At 72.3% G+C, this 21,016-nt stretch carries 20 protein-coding genes; 16 read left to right on the plus strand and 4 right to left on the minus strand.

Features of this window, described 5'->3' with window-relative positions; all coding sequences use genetic code 11:
• Positions 1-103: 103 nt before the first annotated feature.
• From KV394_RS08560 to KV394_RS08620, 13 genes are all read left to right on the plus strand, one after another.
• The gene (locus tag KV394_RS08560) at positions 104-1,321 is read left to right on the plus strand and encodes a sensor histidine kinase (protein ID WP_247982804.1); all 1,218 of its coding nucleotides are present in this window, start codon (positions 104-106) and stop codon (positions 1,319-1,321) included.
• The gene (locus KV394_RS08565) at positions 1,318-1,920 is read left to right on the plus strand and encodes a response regulator transcription factor (protein WP_136031725.1); all 603 of its coding nucleotides are present in this window, start codon (positions 1,318-1,320) and stop codon (positions 1,918-1,920) included. The genes KV394_RS08560 and KV394_RS08565 overlap by 4 nt, the downstream gene beginning before the upstream one ends.
• A 221-nt stretch (positions 1,921-2,141) precedes the next feature.
• A complete protein-coding gene (gene erm, locus KV394_RS08570; protein ID WP_247982805.1) occupies positions 2,142-2,921 on the plus strand; it encodes a 23S ribosomal RNA methyltransferase Erm in 780 nt (259 codons plus the stop codon).
• 90 nt (positions 2,922-3,011) lie between these two features.
• Positions 3,012-4,415, plus strand: a complete 1,404-nt coding sequence (thrC, locus tag KV394_RS08575) for a threonine synthase (RefSeq protein ID WP_247982806.1) — start codon at positions 3,012-3,014, stop codon at positions 4,413-4,415.
• A 112-nt stretch (positions 4,416-4,527) separates the two neighbouring features.
• Positions 4,528-5,241 (plus strand): ABC transporter ATP-binding protein, encoded by a 714-nt coding sequence (locus tag KV394_RS08580; RefSeq protein WP_247982807.1) that lies wholly within the window; start codon positions 4,528-4,530, stop codon positions 5,239-5,241.
• A complete protein-coding gene (locus tag KV394_RS08585; RefSeq protein ID WP_247982808.1) occupies positions 5,238-6,521 on the plus strand; it encodes an ABC transporter permease in 1,284 nt (427 codons plus the stop codon). The genes KV394_RS08580 and KV394_RS08585 overlap by 4 nt, the downstream gene beginning before the upstream one ends.
• Before the next feature lie 3 nt (positions 6,522-6,524).
• Positions 6,525-7,115 (plus strand): TetR/AcrR family transcriptional regulator, encoded by a 591-nt coding sequence (locus KV394_RS08590; RefSeq protein WP_247982809.1) that lies wholly within the window; start codon positions 6,525-6,527, stop codon positions 7,113-7,115.
• A 117-nt stretch (positions 7,116-7,232) separates the two neighbouring features.
• The gene (locus KV394_RS08595) at positions 7,233-8,573 is read left to right on the plus strand and encodes a purine-cytosine permease family protein (protein ID WP_136031737.1); all 1,341 of its coding nucleotides are present in this window, start codon (positions 7,233-7,235) and stop codon (positions 8,571-8,573) included.
• Positions 8,574-8,612: 39 nt separating this feature from the next.
• Entirely contained in the window at positions 8,613-10,160 is a 1,548-nt protein-coding gene (locus KV394_RS08600; RefSeq protein WP_241115047.1) for a hydantoinase/oxoprolinase family protein, read from the plus strand.
• A gap of 1 nt (position 10,161) precedes the next feature.
• Positions 10,162-11,262, plus strand: a complete 1,101-nt coding sequence (locus KV394_RS08605) for a DUF917 domain-containing protein (RefSeq protein WP_247982810.1) — start codon at positions 10,162-10,164, stop codon at positions 11,260-11,262.
• Positions 11,259-12,359, plus strand: a complete 1,101-nt coding sequence (locus KV394_RS08610) for a DUF917 domain-containing protein (RefSeq protein WP_247982811.1) — start codon at positions 11,259-11,261, stop codon at positions 12,357-12,359. The genes KV394_RS08605 and KV394_RS08610 overlap by 4 nt, the downstream gene beginning before the upstream one ends.
• Before the next feature lie 10 nt (positions 12,360-12,369).
• Positions 12,370-13,398, plus strand: coding sequence for an S-methyl thiohydantoin desulfurase domain-containing protein (locus KV394_RS08615; RefSeq protein WP_136031746.1), 1,029 nt, complete (start codon positions 12,370-12,372; stop codon positions 13,396-13,398).
• Positions 13,395-14,909 (plus strand): helix-turn-helix domain-containing protein, encoded by a 1,515-nt coding sequence (locus tag KV394_RS08620; protein ID WP_247982812.1) that lies wholly within the window; start codon positions 13,395-13,397, stop codon positions 14,907-14,909. The genes KV394_RS08615 and KV394_RS08620 overlap by 4 nt, the downstream gene beginning before the upstream one ends.
• A gap of 12 nt (positions 14,910-14,921) precedes the next feature.
• Here KV394_RS08620 and KV394_RS08625 read toward each other — a convergent pair whose 3' ends face one another.
• Both KV394_RS08625 and KV394_RS08630 read right to left on the minus strand, forming a co-directional pair.
• Complete coding sequence (locus KV394_RS08625) at positions 14,922-15,332, minus strand: VOC family protein (protein WP_247982813.1); 411 nt, start codon at positions 15,330-15,332, stop codon at positions 14,922-14,924.
• 135 nt (positions 15,333-15,467) lie between these two features.
• On the minus strand, positions 15,468-16,217 hold the full coding sequence (locus KV394_RS08630; RefSeq protein WP_247982814.1) for an SDR family oxidoreductase: 750 nt from the start codon (positions 16,215-16,217) through the stop codon (positions 15,468-15,470).
• A gap of 124 nt (positions 16,218-16,341) precedes the next feature.
• Between KV394_RS08630 and sigJ the strand changes: the two genes are divergently transcribed.
• Genes sigJ through KV394_RS08645 form a run of 3 tightly spaced genes read left to right on the plus strand, consistent with a single transcriptional unit; the run spans position 16,342 to position 20,109 of the window.
• Complete coding sequence (gene sigJ, locus KV394_RS08635) at positions 16,342-17,244, plus strand: RNA polymerase sigma factor SigJ (protein ID WP_247982815.1); 903 nt, start codon at positions 16,342-16,344, stop codon at positions 17,242-17,244.
• A 5-nt stretch (positions 17,245-17,249) separates the two neighbouring features.
• Positions 17,250-18,590 carry a M20/M25/M40 family metallo-hydrolase gene (locus tag KV394_RS08640; protein WP_407665465.1) on the plus strand — a complete coding sequence of 447 codons (1,341 nt, stop codon included), beginning with the start codon at positions 17,250-17,252 and terminating at the stop codon, positions 18,588-18,590.
• Positions 18,591-18,645: 55 nt separating this feature from the next.
• Entirely contained in the window at positions 18,646-20,109 is a 1,464-nt protein-coding gene (locus tag KV394_RS08645; protein ID WP_136030589.1) for an MFS transporter, read from the plus strand.
• A 38-nt stretch (positions 20,110-20,147) separates the two neighbouring features.
• Here the strand turns inward: KV394_RS08645 and KV394_RS08650 are convergent, their stop codons facing one another.
• Together KV394_RS08650 and KV394_RS08655 are read right to left on the minus strand one after the other, a co-directional pair.
• Positions 20,148-20,459 (minus strand): hypothetical protein, encoded by a 312-nt coding sequence (locus KV394_RS08650; RefSeq protein WP_136045928.1) that lies wholly within the window; start codon positions 20,457-20,459, stop codon positions 20,148-20,150.
• A gap of 140 nt (positions 20,460-20,599) precedes the next feature.
• Complete coding sequence (locus tag KV394_RS08655; RefSeq protein WP_136030594.1) at positions 20,600-21,001, minus strand: VOC family protein; 402 nt, start codon at positions 20,999-21,001, stop codon at positions 20,600-20,602.
• Positions 21,002-21,016: the final 15 nt, after the last annotated feature.

A 21,016-nucleotide genomic window follows, 5' to 3' on the forward strand; every position in this document is an offset into this window, starting at 1 on the left:
CCACCGGAGGCGGGACGGCTGTGACAGTGCCGCGGCGTCACCTCTCTCCGGGTGCTTCACCCGCCGATCCCGTGACATCTGTCACGGCCCTATCGTGGGGAGCGTGACCCGCATCCCCCCGGCCTCCACCGTCGAACCAGCGCCCGGCTCCCGGCAGCTCGCCCGTGGCATCACCGCCACCTGGTGGTACACGGTGACCGCGGTGCTGTTCATCGAGCTCATGCTCGTCGGGGCATGGACGGGCATCGCGGCCGCGGTCGACCTGCGCGGCGGCGTGCTGCTCGTGGTGGGGCTGGGCGGCGTGGTGTGGTGCGCGTCGACGCTGCTGCTGCTGCTGGACTACCGCCACCGGCTGGAGGCCGGTCCGGGGGTGGAGTGGCGGCGCCTGGTGCTGCCGTTCGCGGTGGCGGTGGCCTACGGGGGCACGGCCGGGCTCCTCGTGGGCAGCTGGGAGCTGGCGGGCATGCCGATCGTGCAGTTCTTCGTGCTGCTGCGGTGGCCGCGCGGTGTCCGCGTGCGGGTGGTCGTCGCGGCGACGGTCGTGCTGGTGGGGCTCGCCGTGATCGACACCGCCGCCGACGGCTTCGGGGTGGGCATCCCGTGGTGGCTGCCGATCGTGTACGCCGCGATGCTGCCGGGGATGACCGTCAGCTCGCTGTGGTGGTGGGACGTGCTGGTGACGCTCGACCGGGCTCGAGCCTCGGAGGCCCGGCTCGCCGCAACCCAGGAGCGGCTGCGGGTCGCCACCGACGTCCATGACCTGCAGGGGCATCACCTGCAGGTGATCGCGCTGCAGCTGGAGCTCGCGGAGCGGCTGCTGCCCGTGGACGCGCCCGCCGGAATGGAGCAGCTGCGCGCGGCGCGGGTGAGCGTGGACGAGGCGCGCCAGGGGACCAGGGACCTCGCGACGCGGTTCCGGTCGGTCCCGCTGGGCGATGAGCTGGCGAACGCGCGCGACCTGCTGGGGGCAGCAGGGCTGGACGTCGAGGCGCGCATCGCGACCGACGCGAATGCGGCGCCCGCGGCCGACCTCGGCCCGGTGATCCGGGAGACGACCACGAACGTGCTGCGCCACGGCGGTGGAGAGCGCGCGCGGCTGGTGCTCGAGCGCACGCGCGACGGGTGGCGGTACGAGATCGCCAACGGGGTCACGGACGGGGACGGGGGCGCGGACGACGTGGAGGACGGGCACGGCGGCTCGGGGCTGGAGGGTGTACGGCGGCGGATCGCGGACGCGGGCGGCACGCTCGACGTGCGTCGCGACGCGGACGAGTTCGTGGTCGTGGTGACCGTGCCGTCCGCGGGGGAGGGCGGGCGATGATCCGGGTGCTGCTGGCGGACGACGAGGGGATGATCCGGTCGGCACTCGCCGCGCTGCTGCGGCTGGAGGACGACATCGAGGTCGTCGCGGAGTGCGCCGACGGGGAACAGGCCGTGGCGGAGGCGCTGCGGCTGCGACCGGACGTGTGCCTGCTCGACCTGGAGATGCCGGGGCTCGACGGGGTGCAGGTCGCGGAGCGGCTCGGCCGGGAGATCGCGACCCGGTGCGTGGTGGTCACCCGTCACGCGCGACCGGGCGTGCTGCGGCGTGCACTGGCCTCCGGGGTGTCGGGGTTCCTGCCGAAGTCGCGCGGGGCGGACGAGGTCGCGGCGGTGATCCGGCGGGTCGCCGCGGGAGCGCGCTACGTCGACCCGGAGATCGCGGCGGATGCGCTGAGCGACGAGCGCTCGCCGCTGACCGACCGGGAGCTGGACGTGCTGCGGGCCGGGCGGCGGGGTGAGACGACGGGGCAGATCGCCAGGGCGCTCTCGCTCGCACCCGGAACGGTGCGGAACCACATCTCGGTGATCCTCGGCAAGCTTTCGGTGGCCACACGTCAGCAGGCGGTGCTGCTCGCGGAGGAGCGCGGCTGGATCTGACTCCCGATATGCTGGCTCGCATGGGAACAATATGCGCCGCGCCCGTGATGGGGCGCACTCTCGTGTTCCGCGACCGCCGCGCCTGACGGCGCGCTCGCTCTCCGCACGCCTCCGCGCGCCGTCCACAGAGATGTCATCGCACCTCGGGACGGGCTCTTTTCGCCGACTCCGCTCGCGCGTCCCTCGCCGAGGTGCTCCGATCCTCTTCCCGGAGCGCACCCATGCCTCGCAACCGTCCTCGTTCGATCCACGGCGGCCGCCACGAACTCGGCCAGAACTTCCTCCATCACGCCCCGACGCTCGACCGCATCCTCTCGCTGGTCGAGCGCACGTCCGGCCCTATCCTCGAGCTCGGCGCCGGTGACGGTGCCCTGACGCGTCCCCTCGCCCGCCTCGGTCGTCCCCTCACCGCGATCGACGTGGACGAGCGCCGCGTACGTCGGCTTCGATCCGACCTCCCGCAGGTACGCGTCGAGGCCGCGGATGCGACACGTCACCCGTTCGACGCCGAGGTGGTGGTGGGCAACGTCCCCTTCCACCTGACCACGCCGATCCTCCGTCGTCTGCTGGCGACGGGGCGATGGCGACACGCGGTACTGCTGACCCAGTGGGAGGTCGCTCGGAAACGCGCCGGAGTCGGCGGCGGGACCCTGATGACCGCACAGTCCGCGCCGTGGTTCGTGTTCGCCCTGGAGGGCCGTGTTCCGGCGTGGGGCTTCCGGCCGCAGCCGAGCGTCGACGGGGGGCTGCTGACGATCGCCCGGCGCGGGTCGCCGCTCGTGCCCGCGACGGATCGCCGCGCGTACGAGGCCTTCGTTCGGCGCATGTTCACCGGGCGCGGGAGCTCGCTCCCCGCGATCGTGGCCTCCGCAGGCGGCCTGTCGATGCCCCAGGCGCGCCGGGCCGTCGCCTCGGTGCGAGCGCAGGACCGCCGCCTCCCCCGTGACCTGGGCCCGGAGCAGTGGGCGGGGCTGTGGCGCGAGGCGGGGCGGAGGCCATGAGGGGTGGTGGCGCCCCCTCCGTCACGCGTCCGGCGGCGTCTTCGCGGCCTGCGAGAATGGAGGCGCCGAGTCCCGAGCCGAGGAGCCACCGTGCCGTTCATCTCCACCCGTGGCGGCATGCAGCCGCAGTCCTTCAGCGAGACCCTGCTCGAAGGGCTCGCGCCCGACGGAGGCCTGGCGGTTCCCGAGGTCATGCCCGAGGTCGACGGTGAGACCCTGGAGCGCTGGCGCGCACTCACGTACCCCCAGCTCGCGACCGAGGTGCTGGGGCTGTTCGCGACCGACATCCCCCGCGAGGATCTGGCGCGCATGACGGCCGCCGCCTACGCCGACTTCCCCGACGGGGTGGTGCCGCTGCGCCGCATCGACGACGACCTCACGCTGGTCGGTCTCTCCGAGGGGCCGACGCTGGCGTTCAAGGACATGGCGATGCAGTTCCTCGGGCAGGTGCTCGAGTACACCCTCGAGCGTCAGGGATCGGTGCTGAACATCCTCGGCGCAACCTCGGGCGACACGGGGTCGGCGGCCGAGCACGCCCTCCGCGGCAAGGAGCGGGTGTCGGTGTTCATGCTGTCGCCGCAGGGCCGCATGAGCGCGTTCCAGCGGGCGCAGATGTTCTCGCTCGACGACGCCAACGTGCACAACATCGCGGTGGAGGGCGTGTTCGACGACTGCCAGAACCTGGTCAAGAAGCTCGCCGGCGACCTCGACTTCAAGCGCACCCAGCACCTCGGCGCCGTCAACTCCATCAACCTCGCGCGCATCACCGCGCAGACCGTCTACTACTTCTGGGCGTGGCTGCGGGCCACCGACGCGGGCGGCTGGGCCGAGGTGTCGTTCACCGTGCCCTCGGGCAACTTCGGCAACATCCTGTCGGGCTTCTTCGCGAAGCGGATGGGCCTGCCGATCCGCCGCCTCGTGCTGGCCGCGAACGAGAACAACGTGCTCGACGAGTTCTTCCGCACGGGCGTCTACCGGCCGCGCAGCGCCGCGCAGACCCTCGCCACCTCGAGCCCCTCGATGGACATCTCGAAGGCCTCGAACCTGGAGCGCTTCATCTTCGAGCTGGTCGACCGCGACCCGGCGCGGGTGGTCGGCGCGTGGGACGACCTGGAGGCGCAGGGCTACGTCGACTTCTCGGCGGAGCAGGAGCGCTTCGCGGAGGAGTTCGGCATCGTCAGCGGCACCTCGACCCATGAGGACCGGCTGGCCACCATCCGCTCCGTGTACGAGGCCTCGGGCGAAGTGATCGACCCGCACACCGCCGACGGCGTCAAGGTCGCGCGCGAGTATGTGGAGCCGGGCGTTCCGATGCTCGTGCTGGAGACCGCCAAGCCGGAGAAGTTCGCGGAGACCATCCACGAGGCGATCGGCGTCGAGCTCGGCTACTCGCCCGAGCTGCGCGCGATGCTCGACGCCCCCCAGCACGTGACGGAGATGGCCGACGACGAGCAGGCCCTGCGCGCGTTCATCGCGGAGAACGCCCTGCACTGACACCGAGGCCCTTCATCGCGAAAGACCCCCGACCGCCGGCGCGGTCGGGGGTCTTCGTCCTTCTAGGGGAATTTATCAGGCAGTAACTGCCAAGAGTTGTTACTGTATCTGCATGAATGAACGTGCGGCCTCCGTCCCGACGGCCATCGAGGCGCGTCATCTGTCCAAGTCCTACGGGAAGGGCGAGAGCAGATTCCTGGCTCTCGACGACGTGTCGTTGCGGGTGCGGCGGGGCGAGTCCCTGGCCATCGTCGGCAAGAGCGGGTCGGGCAAGTCCACGCTGATGCACCTCCTCGCGCTTCTGGACCGCCCCGACGCCGGAGAGGTGCGGGTGGACGGCGCCGATGCGGCGACGCTGTCGCCGCGGGCGGTGAACCGGATCCGCAACCGCCGCTTCGGCTTCGTCTTCCAGCAGTTCTTCGTCACCCCCGGTGCCTCGGTGCTCGACAACGTCATCCTCCCGCTCACGATCGCGGGGATCCCCGCCGCCGAGAGGCGACGCCGCGGCATGGAGGCCCTGCGCCGCTTCGGCCTGGAGGACAAGGCGCGGGGCCGTGCGAACGACCTGTCCGGCGGGCAGAAGCAGCGCGTCGTGCTGGCTCGGGCGCTCGTGTCGGAGCCCGAGGTCATCTTCGCCGACGAGCCGACGGGAAACCTCGACAGCGCGACCGGCGCCGTCGTCGAAGATGAGCTCTTCGCGCTCCAGCGCGACCACGGAATCACCCTCGTCATCGTCACGCACGACGACGACCTCGCCGCACGATGCGACCGCCGGGTCGTGGTGCGCGACGGGCGCCTGGAGGATGCGACGGGGGTGGCGGCATGAACGCGCTCGACCTGGTGCGCACCGCCGTGTCGCACACGTTCCGCAGCAAGCTGCGCACCACGCTGACCGTGCTGGCGCTGTTCGTCGGAGCGTTCACGCTCACCCTCACGACCGCACTGGGCGCCGGTGTCTCCGACTACGTCGCGAAGCAGGTGGCGTCGCTCGGCGCCGACGACGTGCTGCTCATCTCGGCGGGGACGGGTACGGCGACCGACGCCGGGCCCCAGCCGTACGATCCCGCGACCTCCACGGCCTCCGGGGGTCCTGCCAATCCACTCACCGGCGGGGGAGCGCTGACGCCGCAGGACATCTCCGCGCTCGAGGGCATCGACGGACTGCGTGACGTGTCGCCCGTCTCGGCCGTCGCGGTCGACTGGATCCAGGGACCGGGGTCGCAGAAGTACGAGTTCGCGATCGCGCCCACCTCGTCGATCGCGCGGGCGGACCTCGTCGCCGGTTCGCAGCTGGATGCCGAGGCCACCGAGAACCAGATCACCCTCCCGCTCGACGACGTCGAGCCGCTCGGCTGGGCCGACCCCGGCGACGCGGTCGGTGCACGGGTCGAATTGGGGTTCACCGACGTGCTCGGCGGCCCCCACACCATCGAGGCGACCGTCGTGGGCGTCTCGAACACGAGCCTGCTCACTGCCGGCGCCGGGGCCAACGCCGCTCTGGTCGACGCGATCGCGGCGGAGCAGCGCGCCGGGTCGTCGGCGCCGGAGCGCTTCCAGGTCGCGGTGGCCTCCTTCGACCCGAACGCCAGCGCCGACGACGTGCGCGACCTGAAGGACCGGGTCGCTGACGCGGGGATGACCGCGCAGACGATCCAGGACCAGCTCGGCATCGTGCAGACGGTCATCGGCGGCATCACCGGTGTGCTCAACGCGTTCGCCGTGATCGCTCTGCTCGCGGCCGCTTTCGGCATCATCAACACGCTGCTGATGAGCGTGCAGGAGCGCACGCGCGAGATCGGGCTCATGAAGGCCATGGGGATGAGCAACGGACGGGTGTTCGCGCTCTTCAGCATCGAGGCGGCGATCATCGGCGTGCTCGGCAGCGTGCTCGGCGTCGTCGTGGCCGTGCTGGTGGGACTGCCGCTCAATGCGGCTCTCGCCCAGGGGCCGCTCTCGGGTCTCGCCGGTCTTGACCTGCTGCTCTTCCAGCCGCAGGGGATGCTGGGCGTCGTCGCGCTCATCGTCGTCATCGCATTCCTGGCGGGCACGCTACCGGCGCGACGCGCGTCGCTGAAGTCACCCATCGACGCGCTGCGATACGAATAGAGCATGCCCGCGCCCGCAACCCCGCACAGCAGCAACGCCCGCGGACGGGCGACGGCGCGCGCGATCGAGACCGCGGCGGTGCGGCTGGCCCTGGAGAAGGGGCCGGCCGCGCTGACGGTCGACGAGATCTGCGCGGCGGCCGGCGTCAAGCAGCGCACGTTCTTCAATCATTTCCCGACCAAAGAGGACGCGCTCCTCGGCAGCGCGCTGCCCCGGCTCAACGAGCAGCGGGTGCGCGAGTACCTCAGCGATGCGACGGTGGGTGTGCTCAGCGGCGCTCTGGGTCTGGTCGAGCTGCCGGCGTCCCCCGACGGGCAGGAGGACCTCGCGGCAGCTCGCATGCGCGTCCTCGCCGCTTCGCCGGCCCTCGCCGAGCGCCAGGCGAGTCGGCTGCTGCCGTTGGCGCGCGAGGTCACCGAGGTCATCCGCCTCAAGCTGCGTGCCGTCGGCCCCGACCAGGCGGCGGAGCGCATCGACGCCGCCGCATCCGTGCTCACCCGCATCGCGAGCACGCTCGTACTGCAAGCCGGGCGGGCGGGCGAGGCGGAGCCCGGCCTCGACGATCTCCGGTGGATCTGGGACCGCCTGCTCTGACGTCGCGTGCAGAGTGCACAGCGACGGGCGATGTTCGTGCGGATCGCACATGTCGGGCGGTGAGGCGCGGTGGCTACGGTGGCGGCAACCCGTTCCCCCTCCTCCCGAAGGATCCTCATGGCACGCACGGCGCACGCAGACGACTTCGCGCTCTCCCGAGTCACGCCGGAGGCCCGCAAGCCCTGGTTCGGAATCGCAGTGCAGCGATTCGGACAGGTCTCGGCCCTCTCGCAGTTCCTCCTCGGCGCGACCCTCGGCTACAGCATGACGTTCGGCGAGGCCGTCCTCGCCTTCCTGTTCGGCTCGATCATCCTCGAGGTGATCATGTGCGTGGTCGGTTTCATCGGCCAGCGCGAAGGCCTGAACACCGCCCTCCTCGCCCGCTGGACCGGCTTCGGCGAGATCGGCGCCTCGCTGGTCGGCCTCGCGATCGGCATCAGCCTGATCGGCTGGTTCGGCATCCAGTCGGCGATCTCGGCGCAGTCGCTCGACGCCCTCATGCCCGGCGCCCTGCCGGTGTGGGCGTGGAGCCTCATCTTCGGCCTCGCGGTGACCGCGATCGTGGCCTTCGGCTTCGTCGGCATGCAGTGGCTCGCGAACATCACGGTGCCGCTGTTCCTGATCCTGGTCGGATGGTCGGTCATCTCCGAGCTGAGCCGCCACGACATCGGTGAACTGCTGACCGGTCCGGCCCCCGGCCCCACCATGAGCGTGTGGGCGGGCACCGGCATCGTCGCGGGCGGCCTCATCGTCGGCGCCATCATCACCGGCGACATGACCCGCTTCAACCGCTCGCGCGCCGACGTCGTCAAGCAGACCGTGCTGGGCGTCTCGCTCGGCGAGTTCGTGATCGGCCTGGCCGGCGTGCTCCTCGCGCACGCCGCCGCCACCGGCGACATCGTCGCGATCGTCACCTCGTCGGTGGGCTTCATCGGCCTGTTCATCGTGCTGACCGGCACGCTGAAGATCAACGACTGGAACCTGTACTCCTCCACCCTCGGCCTGGTGAACTTCATCTCCACCGCGTTCGGCAAGAACCTGCACCGCGTGACCACCACGATCGTGCTCGGTGTCGTCGGCTCGGTGCTCGCCGCGGTCGGCATCCTCGGGCAGTTCACCGAGTTCCTGATCGTGCTCAGCGTCGCGTTCCCGCCCATCGCCGGCATCATGGTCGCCGAGTACTACGTGGTGCGGCGCTGGCGTCCCGAGCTCGACGCGACCCGCGAGCAGGGCACGCTTCCGGCCACCGCTCCGCGCATCGTCCCCGCGACCATCGTCGTCTGGCTGGTCTCGTCCCTCGTCGGGTACTTCGTCACCTGGGGCATCCCGTCGCTGCTCAGCCTCTTCCTGTCGATGGTGCTGTACATCGTCGTCGGCAAGCTCGGCTGGGTGCGCGGCGTCGGCGTCGCCACCACGCGCCAGGCGAGCCCCGTCGACAGCGCCCCCGCGGCGGTCTGAGCGACCGCGACAGAACCACCCCACACGAAAGCGAGCATCATGCACATCGGCATCGACGTCGGCGGCACCAACACCGACGCCGTCCTCATGGACGGCACCCGCACCCTGGCGGGGGTGAAGCACTCCACGACCCCCGACGTGACCCGCGGGATCGTGCAGGCCATCGAGGACCTGCGGGCCGGTCACTCCTTCGAGGGTGCAGACATCGATGCGGTCATGATCGGCACGACGCACTTCATCAACGCGCTCGTGCAGGCCAGCCGGCTCGCGCCGGTCGCGGCGCTCCGGCTGGGGCTCCCCGCCACGCGCGCGCTGCCGCCGCTGATCGACTGGCCGGAGGTGCTGGTCGAGGCCACGCAGGCGCGCAGCTACCTCGCCCACGGCGGATACGAGTTCGACGGGCGACCCATCTCGCCGCTCGACCCGGAGGAGATCCGTGCGCACGCCGAGGACATGAAGGCCCACGGCATCCGCTCGGTTGCGATCTCCTCGGTGTTCAGCCCGGTCAACCACGACCTCGAGGTGCGGGCAGCCGAGATCGTGGCCGACGTGCTCGGGGCGGATGCGGCGATCTCGCTGTCGCACGAGATCGGACGCATCGGGCTGCTGGAGCGGGAGAACGCGACCATCATCAACGCGGCGCTGCGCGAGCTCGCGTCCGAGATCGTCGACGGGCTCACCTCGGCCGTGCGCGCGCAGGGCATCGAAGCGCCCATCTTCCTGAGCCAGAACGACGGCACGCTCATGGACGAGGACTACGTGCGCCGCTACCCGGTCGCGACCTTCGCCTCCGGCCCCACGAACTCGATGCGCGGTGCCGCCGCCACGAGCGGCCTCGACGACTGCGCCGTGATCGACGTCGGCGGCACGACGGCCGACATCGGACTGCTCATCAACGGCTTCCCGCGCGAGACCGCGAACGAGGTGAAGGTCGCGGGCATCCGCACCAACTTCCGGATGCCCGACGTGCTCTCCCTCGGCATCGGCGGCGGCAGCATCGTCGACGAGGAGACCGCGGAGGTCGGCCCCGCATCGGTCGGGTACAAGCTGACGACCGAGGCGCTGGTGTTCGGCGGCTCCACCCTCACCGCGACCGACATCGCGGTCGCGGCCGGCCGGGCACAGGTGGGCGACCCGAGCCGCGTGGCCCACCTCGACCCCGCATTCGTGCAGCGCGTGCTCGACCGCATCGCCGAGCGGGTGTCCGAGGCCGTGGACCGCATGCGCACCTCGCCCGAGCCGATCGCGGTCGTCGCGGTCGGCGGCGGCTCCATCCTGCTGCCCGACGAGCTGCCGCTGTTCGGCACCGTGCACCGCCCGGAGAACTACGCGGTCGCCAACGCCATCGGCGCCTCGATCGCCCAGGTCGGCGGCGAAATCGACAAGGTGTACGCGATCGAGCCGGGCCGCCGCGAGGAGACCCTCGCCGAGGTGCGGGCCGAGGCCGTGGACAAGGCCATCGCCGCGGGAGCCAAGCCGTCCACCGTGTCGATCATCGACTTCGACGAGGTGCCCATCCCGTACCTTCCCGGCAACGCCACGCGCATCCGCGTCAAGGCCGTCGGCGACCTCGACATGGGGGTCTGACATGAGCTGGACCATCACACCCGCCCACATCGACGGACTCGCGCGCGGGGCTGCCGTGCTCGGCACGGGTGGCGGCGGCGACCCGTACATCGGCGCGCTCCTCGCCCGGCAGGCCCTCGCGAGCGGCGACGTCACCGTGGTCGCCCTCGACGAGGTGCCCGACGACGCCCTGGTGCTGTTCGTCGCGATGATGGGCGCGCCCACCGTCATGGTCGAGAAGCTGCCGAGTCTGGCCGAGGTCATCGAGCCCGTGAAGGCGCTGGGCATCCACCTCGGCCGCCCGGTCACGCACATCGCGTGCGCCGAGGTCGGCGGCGTCAACTCCACGATCCCGATCGCCGCGGCCGCCGCGCTCGGCCTGCCGCTGGTCGACGCCGACGGCATGGGGCGCGCGTTCCCGGAGCTGCAGATGGTGCTGCCGACGCTGTACGGCGTGACCGCTTCGCCCCTCGCCTTCAGCGACGAGAAGGGCAACACCGGGGTGCTGCAGACGGCCGACAACTCCTGGACCGAGCGCATCGCCCGAGTGGCGTGCGTCGAGATGGGCTGCTCCGTCATGATCTCGGGCTTCTCGATGTCGGGCACCGCCGCGCGGGAGTCGCTCGTGGCGGGGTCGCTGTCGCGCTGCATCGAGATCGGCCGGAGCATCGCCACCGCGCGCGACGAGAAGACCGACCCGGTCGCGGCGGTCGTGGAACTGCTCGGCGGGCGCGAGCTGTTCGGCGGCAAGGTCGTCGACGTCAACCGCGCCACCACCACCGGGTTCGCCCGCGGGCGCGCCCGCATCGACGGCGACGGCGGCACCACGCTCACCCTCCGGTTCCAGAACGAGCACCTGGTCGCCGAGGCCGACGGCGCGGTCCTCGCGACCACACCCGACCTCATCATGGTGCTCGACGGCGAGTCGGGCGAGCCGATCACCACCGAGGGGCTGCGCTACGGCCAGCGCGTGCGCGTGATCGTGGCCCCCGCCGACGAGCGCTGGCACTCCGCGGAGGCCCTCGCGATGGTCGGCCCCGGCTACTTCGGCTACGACCTCGCAGCACACCGCTTCGACGGCACCGTCTCCGCCGCCGACGCCGCGACGGGGGCGGCCGCATGAGCTGGCAGCTCACCGCGGCCGACCTCCCCGACCTCGCCCGAGGCGCGACGCTGCTCGGCACGGGCGGCGGCGGCGACCCGTACATCGGGAAGATGCTCGTGGAACGGGTGCTCGGCGACGGCAGCATCACGATCCTCGACCCGGACGAGCTGGCGGACGACCTCTTCGTGATCCCCACCGCGCAGATGGGCGCCCCGACGGTGATGGTGGAGAAGATCCCCGCTGGCACCGAGCCCACGCTGGCGCTGCGCACGCTCGAGGAGCACCTGGGGCGGACGGCCGATGCGACCATGCCCATCGAGTGCGGCGGCATCAACTCCATGATCCCGCTGATCGTCGCGGCCGAGACCGGGCTGCCCGTGGTGGACGCGGACGGCATGGGACGAGCGTTCCCCGAGCTGTCGATGGAGACCTTCGCGGTGTACGGCGTGCCCGGCTCGCCGCTCGCGCTCGCCGGGGAGCGGGGCGAGAAGGTCGTGATCGACACGGGCGACGACGACCGGCAGATGGAGTGGCTCGCCCGCGGCATCACGATCCGGCTGGGCGGCGTCGGCCACATCGCCGAGTACGCCATGACCGGCGCCGACGTGCGGCGCACGGCCGTGCCACGGACCATCTCGATGGCGCTCGCGCTCGGCCGCGCCATCCGCCTGGCCCGCGAGGAGCACCGGTCCCCGTTCGAGGCGATCGCCGACACCCTCGCGACCACCCTCTACCCGCACGTGCGGGAACTGGGCGTCGGGAAGGTCGTGGACGTCGAGCGGCGGACGACGGAGGGCTTCGCGAAGGGCCGGGCCGTCATCGCTCCACTGGGGGCCGAGGGCGACGCGGTCGAGATCGCGTTCCAGAACGAGAACCTCACGGCCTACCGCGGTGGGGAGCTGCTGGCGATCGTGCCCGACCTCATCTGCGTGGTCGATCACGAGACCGCGGAACCGATCACGACCGAGGGACTGCGCTACGGGCAGCGGGTGCGCGTGCTCGGCATCTCCACGCCCGACATGATGCGCACGCCCGAGGCGCTGGCCGCGTTCGGTCCCACGGCGTTCGGCCTGACGGAGCCGTTCCGCCCGGTCGAGGGGACCCCCGCGTCCTAGGCTGGACGGCATGAGGCTGGAGCGGGACGACGTGGCGGCGCTCGCCCGCGGCTACGCGCTCCTCGGCTCCGGCGGCGGTGGCTCGACCACGATGCTCGAGCTCATGCTGGGCGCCGCCGACCACGGGCCGATCGACGTCACGCCGGTGTCGGCGCTCGACCCCGCGACCCCGTGCCTCGGTGTCGCGTTCGTCGGCTCCACCATGCTCCTGAGCGAACGGATGCCGGGCGCAGAGCCGTTCGGCGCACTGCTGCGGGCGGTCGAGCGCTGGCTCGGACACCCCGTGCCGGCGGTCTGCTCGCTCGAGGGCGGGGGGATGAACGGGCTGGCGCCCCTCACCCTCGCGAAGACGCACACCGTGGTCGACGCCGACTGCACGGGTCGCGCGGTGCCCGGTCTCGACCAGATGTCGCTGTTCGTCGACCGCGTGCCCGGGCTCGTGTTCGCGTGCGAGACCGGCGCGGACGGAGTCGCCCTGGTCGAGGCGACCAGGGCGATCGACGCGGAGCGGGTGGTGCGGTCGGCCATCATCCAGGCCGGGGGAGTGGGCTGCGCGGTGCTCGCCGGCTTCACGGTGGGCGACCTGCGGGAGCACGCGATCGAGGGGCACCTGGCTCGGGCGCTCGACCTGGGGCGGGCGTTCCTCGCGCACGCCCGGCTCGCGCCGCCGCTGCTGGCCGAGGCCCTGGGGGGCGAGCTGCTCGCCGAGGGCCGGATCCTGTCGGTCGCGCCGTCCGTGACGGATCCGCACGTCAGCGCCATCGAGGTCGCGGGCATCGGCGGTACCGTGCACCGGGTGGTCGCGCGGTCGGAGACGCTCGCGGTGCTCAGCGACGGGCTGCTGGTCGCCGCGGCCCCCGAGGTGATCGTGGTGCTGGACGCCGTGTCCCGCGAGATCCTCGAGGTCACCGACCTCAGCCTGGCGCGGCACGTCGTCGTGCTCGCCCTGCCCGCGCCCGACTGGTGGAGCGAGCGCCCCGAGCGCCGCGCCCGCATCGTGCCGTCGGCCTACGGTCTCGACGGGCTGGACGCGGCATGAGCGCCGCGCTTCCCCTCACCGCACTGCTCGCCCAGGGCGAGAACGGGGCTGTGCGCCTCGTCGCCGGGCCCGCCGACGCCGAGTGGGACGCGGTGTCGGTGGAGGCGGAGGAGGCCGACCTCCCGGCGCAGAGCCGCAGCGGCCTCGCGATCCTCACGGCCGCCGCGCCGCGCGCGACCTGGCAGCAGGATGCGATGCTGCGCCGGGTGCGCGACCGCGGCTTCACCGGACTCGCGCTGCCCGGCGCGGCCGACGTCGACCGCGGCGCCGTCCGGCTCGCGGCCAGGCTCGGGCTCACCCTGCTCGACGTCGAGCGGCCGGTGCAGCTCGCCCGGGCCTGCTGGATGCTGATCGAGGCGCGTGACGCCCTCACGCTCACCCGCGTGCGCAAGGTCGCGCAGTCGTTCGAGTACGCGGCGGACGACCTCGGCGACCTGCTCGGGCACCTCGCGGCGAATCTCGGCCTCGGCGTCGCGCTCATCGACGGCGCGGGGGTTCTGCGCGAAGCCGGGGGACACCTGGCCGATGCACTCCGCCACCGGATCCGCTTCGACGCGTGGACCGATGCCGCCCGGGCCGACGGCGACGCTGCGGCCTCGGTGCGCGTGGACAGTCCCGGCCGTTCCGGACTGCGGCTCGTGCTGTTCGGTCGCGGTCTCGGCGAGGCACAGCTGCAGTCGCTCATCGTCGCCGCCGAGGTGGCGATGCCGGCCGTCGCCGCGCGGATCCTGATCGACGAGATCGCCGCGGTCAACGACGTCGCCGCATCGTCGGGGCTGCTGCGCGACTTCGTGGAGCTGCGCGGCACGGCCGACACCGACGTGGAGCGGCGGATGGCGGAGCGCGGGTGGCGCACCGGCGGGCATCACCTCGGTTTCCGCACGGTCGCGCGCGGCCGGCTCGACCCGCTCGCGCTGCTGCGCTCGATCAGCCCGGCCCTCAGCGCGATCGACGCCGAGGCGCACGCCACCACCGCGGGGCGCGGCGTCAGCGGCTGGCTGTCGTTCGCCGAGGCTCCGGGGCCCGACCGGGTGGAGCGCGCGGTCGGGGCGCTGCGCGACGTGCACCTCGGCGCGCTGCGCGACTTCGCGGTGGCGACCGGTGTCGGCTCGCTGCAGAGCGGCCCGGAGGGGCTGGCCGCCACGCTCGACGAGGCGGGCGACGCGGCACGCATCGCGGCCGACCGCTCCGCCACGGGCTGGTTCGTGCGGGTGGACAGTCTCGGTCTGGAGCAGCTGCTGCTCGCCTGGACCGGGAACGACACGTTCGTGCCGGCGGCGCAGTCGCTCCTGGCGCCGCTCGCGGACGGGGGCGGCGAGCTGCTCACGACGCTGTCGGCCTACCTGGACCACGAGTCGGGGATCGCCGCGACCGCGGCCGCCCTCGGCCTGCACCGCAACACCGTCATGGTGCGCATCCGTCGGGTGCAGGAGCTGCTCGGGATCGACATGAGCGATCCGGAGGCCCGGCTCGCGCTGCACCTGGCGTGCCGGGCCGTGCTGCCGCGCTGACCCCGCCGCTGCCTACTCCGGGTCGCCGTGCAGCATCCAGACGATGCCGAACCGGTCGACGAGCATGCCGAACGTCCCGCCCCACGGCGGCACATCCAGGGGCATCGTGATGGTCGCACCCTCCGAGAGCCGGTCCCACACGCGCTGCGTGACCTCCTGGGTGTTGCCGCTCAGCGACACGGAGATGCCCTGCGGCTTCTCGTAGGTCATGCCGTCGGGGGTGTCCGAGGCCATCAGCACGAGACCGTCCGGGGTGGTGAGCTGCGCGTGCATCACGAGGTCCTGCTGCTCCGGGCTCTGCACCATGCCGGGGAACTCGCCGAAGACGCTGATGTCGAGCTCACCGCCGAGGACGCTCCGGTAGAACTCCATCGCCTCCCGGGCCTCGGTGCGGAACGACAGGTACGGGTTGAGATTGGGCATGACTGCTCCTGGTCGTGTTCGGACTGCTGAGGATCCCCGCCGCGCCTCAGTCTCCGCTCCGTCGCGCGCCGTCGCAAGAGCAGGGGCACGACCGCGCCGACACCCCGTCCCGGAGGTGCGGTGCCGGAGGGAGGGTCAGGGGTGCGCGGTCTCCGCGAGCCACTCCGCGAACGTCTGCCGGCCGAGGTCGGCATCGGGTCCCGGAAGCGCCTTGCCCTCCCGCATCCCCGTCATCTGCGGGCCGGGCACGCTCAGCGCCGGAACCCAGCCGCGGTAGCCCTGGTGTCGCGCGAATGCCCGGATCATGTCGGCCAGCTGTTCCTCTCGCGGCCCGGCGACGTCCGCCACGCGACCCCGCGGCTCCCCGACGGCGAGAGCTGCGAGACGCTCGCCGACCTCGCGGGCGGCCACCGGCTGCGTGCGGGCCCGGGGTGCCACGTGGAGCGGGCCGAGCGTCGCGCGGGCGAACATCTGCGCGGCGAACTCGTGGAACTGGGTGGCGCGCTGGATCGTCCACGGCACGGGCGACGCCTCCACGATCTTCTCCTGCGCGACCTTGCCCGCGTAGTAGTCGTAGGGGATGCGGTCGACGCCGACGATCGAGAGGAGCACCGCGTGTCGCACGCCCGCGTCGGCGGCGGACGACAGCAGGTTGCCTGTCGCCGCGGTGAAGAACTCGATCGCCGCGCTCGCCTTCAGCGTCTCGATGCTCGCGACGTCGATCACCGCGTCCGCTCCGCGCAGCGCCTCGGACAGCCCTCTCCCGCTCACCAGATCGACGCCGGTCGAGCGGCTGAGCACCACCGCGTCATGCCCCGCCTCCCGGACCGCGTCCACGGTGTGCCTGCCCACGACGCCGGTGCCACCGGCGACAGCGATTCTCATGCGTGCGTTCTCCTTCGTCTCGGGAATGGTCCTGCCTCTCCGACGATGCAGCCCGCCCGAATGTGAGGCGATCGGCGACATCCGCCGTGCCCGCGTGCGTCACGCAGGGCCAGGATAGGAGACGATGGACGACCTCGAAGCCCCTGAATCCGAGCGGCGACCCCTGCTGGCCCTCGCGTACCGCCTGCTCGGCACGGTCGCCGACGCGGAGGACGCCGTGCAGGAGACCTACGCGCGCTGGTATCGGATGTCGCCCGCGGAGCGAGCGGCGATCGTTAACCCGGCCGCGTGGCTGACGAGGGTCGCCGGGCGCGTCTGTCTCGACGTGCTCGGATCGGCGCGTGCCCGCCGCGAGACCTACGTCGGCCCGTGGCTGCCCGAGCCGGTGCCGCACGGTTCCGCGTTCGCCGGGCCGCCGCACCCCGACCCGCTCGACCGCCTCACCCTGGACGAATCCGTCGGCCTGGCGCTGCTCGTGGTGCTGGAGTCGCTCACGCCCGCCGAGCGTGTGGCCTTCGTGCTGCACGACGTCTTCGGCGTGCCGTTCGCCGAGATCGCCGAGACGGTCGGACGCACCCCCGCCGCGGTCCGGCAGCTCGCCTCGCAGGGGCGCCGACGCGTGCGGGCTGGGCGATCCGGAGTCGCCGACCGAGCTCAGCACGACGCGGTGGTGCGGGCGTTCCTCGGCGCGGCGGCCACGGGTGAGTTCGACCGGCTCGTGAGGCTGCTCGACCCCGACGTGGTGCTCCGCTCCGACGCCGGAGGCAAGAAGTCCGCGGCACTGCGACCCGTGGTGGGGGCCGACCACGTGGCCCGGTTCGTGCTCGGCATCGCGCGCCGCAACCCCGAGGCCGAGGTCGCCCTCGTGCCTGCGCCGGACGGGCTCGCACTGCTCGCGACGCTCGATGGGGATGCGGACGCGGTGTTCTCGTTCGTCGTGCGCGGCGACCGGATCGCCGAGGTCTTCGCGGTGCGCAACCCCGACAAGCTCACGCAGTGGCCGGGATCCTCGCGGTCGCTAGCATGACGAGGGTGACGACCCCCACCGTGCGTCCCGGTATCGCCGAGCGCCTCGCCCGCATGATCCGCCTCCCCACCGTCTCCGCGGAGCTGGACGAACGCGGCCTCGCGCCGTTCGAGGAGTTCGCGGCGCTGCTCGCCGAGCTGTACCCGCGCACGCACGCGGCGCTGACGCTCGAGCGGCACACCGACCTGGGGCTGCTGTTCCACTGGGCGGGCACGGGAGCGGTGACGGACGGACCCGTCGTGCTGATGGCGCACTACGACGTGGTCTCGGTCGACGAGAGCGACGCCTGGACCCATCCGCCGTTCGCGGGGGTGATCGCCGACGGCTCGGTGCACGGGCGCGGGGCGCTCGACGACAAGGGGCCGCTGATCGTGGTGCTCGAGGCCGTCGAGAACCTGCTCGCCGACGGCTTCCGTCCGCCGCGCGACGTGTACCTGTCGTTCGGCGGGAACGAGGAGACCTACGGGCGGGCGGCCGAGGAGATCGCGCGGGTGCTGCGCGCCCGCGGCATCGTGCCGTGGCTCGTGATCGACGAGGGCGGGGCGGTCGTCGACGCACCGCTGCCCTTCGTCCCCGGGCGTGCCGCGATGATCGGTGTCGGTGAGAAGGGCGTGATGACGCTGCGGCTCTCGGCGCGCGGCGACGGCGGGCACGCCTCCGCCCCGCCCGCACTCACGGCCGTGCGCCGCGTGGCCCGCGCGGTCGACCGCCTCGGCCCCGACACCTTCCGGCCGCGCGCCTCGACCGCGGTGCTGCGCATGCTCGGCGTGCTCGGCGCGCAGACGCCGGGACCCGCGCGGCACCTCCTGCGGCTGCTCGCCGCGACGCCACCGCTCACCGCGCGGCTCTTCGCGGCGCTGGGCGGCGAGCCCGCGGCGCTGGTGCGCACGACGGTCGCGCCCACCATGCAGTCGGGCGGCACCGCCGCGAACGTGCTGCCCTCGCAGGCGTCGGCCACGGTGAACCTGCGCATCGCGCTCGGCGAGACCACGCAGCAGACCGTGTACCGCGTGCGTCGACGGGTGCGCGATCCGCTCGTCTCCGTGGAGGTGGTGGAGGCCAGTGAGCCGTCGCCGGAGTCGTCGACCGAGAACGCGCAGTTCGCCCTGCTCGCCGCGGCGCTCGAGGTCTCGCACCCCGGCGTCCCCGCCGTGCCGTACGTGATGATGGCGGCGACCGACTCCCGGCACTTCCACCGGTTCGCCCCGGCCGTGTACCGCTTCGCGCCGCTGGACATGTCGAATGCGCAGCGCGCATCGATCCACGGCGTCGACGAGAGCGTGGAGATCGCGGCGCTGGAGCGGGGGGAGCGGTTCCATCGCTCCCTCCTCGAACGACTAGGGTGATCTCACCCCCTCCGGGATCCACCCCGGCACCCGACCTCTCGAAGCAGGAGACGCGATGACGCGCACCCGCACCCTGGGCACCCTCGCCGTGGTCGTCGGCTTCCTCGCGTTCGTCGAGTTCACCAGCGGCGTGCTCCAGGGGTACTACACGCCGATGCTCAGCGACATCGCCCGCCACCTGGGCATCCACGACGCCGACGTGAACTGGCTGGAGGGGTCGCAGCTGATGCTGTCGGCACTCGTGGTGCCGGCGTTCGCGAAGCTCGGCGACATGCTCGGCCACAAGCGCATGCTGCTGATCTCGACCGCCGTGACCGCGGCCGCCGCGCTCGTGCTGCCGTTCACCGACTCGTTCGCGGTGTTCCTGCTCGCCTGGTCGCTCATGGGCTTCTACGTGGTGTGGCTGCCGCTGGAGATCGCCCTGATCTGGTCGCGGTCACGGCGCATGGAGGGGCGCTCGTCGATCACGGCGAAGGCGGCGGGCCTCCTGGTCGCCGCCCTGGAGGGTGGGGCGATCATCGGCGCCCTCGTCGGCGGCGCGCTGATCGACGCCCTCCCGCTGACGGTCGTGCTGCTCGTGCCCGCCGTGCTGATCGTGGTGTGCTTCTTCGTGATCCTGTTCGGCGTGCGGGAGTCGCCCGAGCCGACCGGCGGCGTGTTCGACACGGTCGGCCTGGTGCTGATCTCCCTCGCGCTGCTGTGCTTCACGGGCGGGCTCAGCCTGCTGCGCCTCGAGGGCGGCCTCGGCAACCCGTGGTCGTGGGCGGTCGTGGCGCTGGGGCTTCTGCTGGTCGTGCCGTTCGTGCGGTGGGAGCTGCGCTGCGACGACCCGCTGATCGACGTGCGCATGTTCCGGTCTCCGGCGCTCGGGCCCGTGTTCCTCACGGCGGGACTGTTCGGGGTGAGCGTGCTGGGCGCGCAGGCGCCGCTGTCGACCTTCGCGCGCACCGACCCGGAGGTGTACGGCTACGGGCTGGGGACGACCGGCTTCGCGACGTCGCTGATCATCGGGGTGTACCTGGTCGCGATGATCGCGGGCGCGCTGCTGTTCCCGGTCGTGGCGCGCTGGGCGTCGCCACGGATCACGCTCCTCGGGGCGTCGGTGCTGGTGGGCATCGGTTTCCTGCTGTTCCTGCCGTTCCACGACGCCTATGGGCAGGTGATCGCGAACATGGTCGTGGTGGGGCTCGGCTCCGGCGCCCTCGTGGCGGCGCTGCCGGCCGCGGCGGCGTCGGCGGCTCCGGCGACGCAGACGGGCGTCGCGACCGGGCTCACCAACTCCGTGAAGACCGTGGGCGGTGCGATCGCCTCGTGCGTCTTCGGCATCGCACTCCTGCACGGCGTCGCGAGTGGTGCGGGCGCGGTCGCCGACGGGACGGCGGGGTCGCTCGCGGGGTATGTCACGGTGTGGGTCGTCTGCGGGGCGACCGCGCTCGCCGCTGCGGTGCTCCTGCTGTTCGTGCCGAAGCAGGCGTTCACGGATCGCGCGGTCGAGGCTGAGGCGGCACCGGTCGCCTGACGGCCGGGCGAGCAGCGCGGTCGGACGGATCGGCCGCGTCAGGCGTCGCGGTCGAGGCCGAACGTGCGCTTCACCAGGGCCTGCACGTCGCGGTCGAGACCGTCGATCCGGGTGTGCACGGCGTCGATGCGGGTGTGCACGGCATCGAAGCGCGCGTCGACGGCGTCGAACCGGGCGTCGACCGTCGCGAAGCGGGCGTCGACCGCATCGAAGCGGCCGTTCATCTCGTTGCGGAGCCCGCCGACCTCGCTGCGGAGCACGCGGACGAACATCGTCGACATCACGGTCAGGGTGCCGCACATCAGGGCGGTGAACGCGCCGATCATCGTCCAGATCTGTGCCGCATCCATCGATTCCATCTCCTCATCGTCGCATCGGATGATCCACCCTGCCAGCATCCTGGTGCCGGCTCCGGCCACGTCTCCGAGAACCGCGGGACGGGCTGCTCGGCGCGTATCGGTGCAGAGAGAGTGGTCCTGCGACGGCGCGGTCAGGCGTCCTTCGGCGGGTTGTACATGAACTCGACGCGGATGCCGTCGGCGTCCTCCACGAAGGAGGCGTAGTAGCGCTCCGAGTAGCGGGGATACTCCTTGGGCTCCCGCACCGCGCTCCACCCGGCGTCGAGCGCGAGCGCGTGGAAGCGGTCGACCTCCGCGCGCGACGGCATCGCGAAGGCGAGGTGCTGCCACCCGATGCGTCCGTGCCGGTGCGGCTCCGAGTCCTCGTCCCACGTGTAGAGGATGATCTCGGTCTCGTCGCCGTTGTGCCACGAGATGGAGTGGTCGTCCTCCCCGCCGGACTCGTAGCCGAGCGCGGTCAGGACGGGATGGAACTGCGCCCGCCCCCGCTCGAGGTCGCCGACGGTGATGCCCAGGTGATCGAGGAGTGCCATCGGCCCAGTCTGTCA

Origin of the sequence: Microbacterium sufflavum, assembly GCF_023101165.1 — a bacterium.
In the GTDB taxonomy this organism is placed as follows: domain Bacteria; phylum Actinomycetota; class Actinomycetes; order Actinomycetales; family Microbacteriaceae; genus Microbacterium; species Microbacterium sufflavum.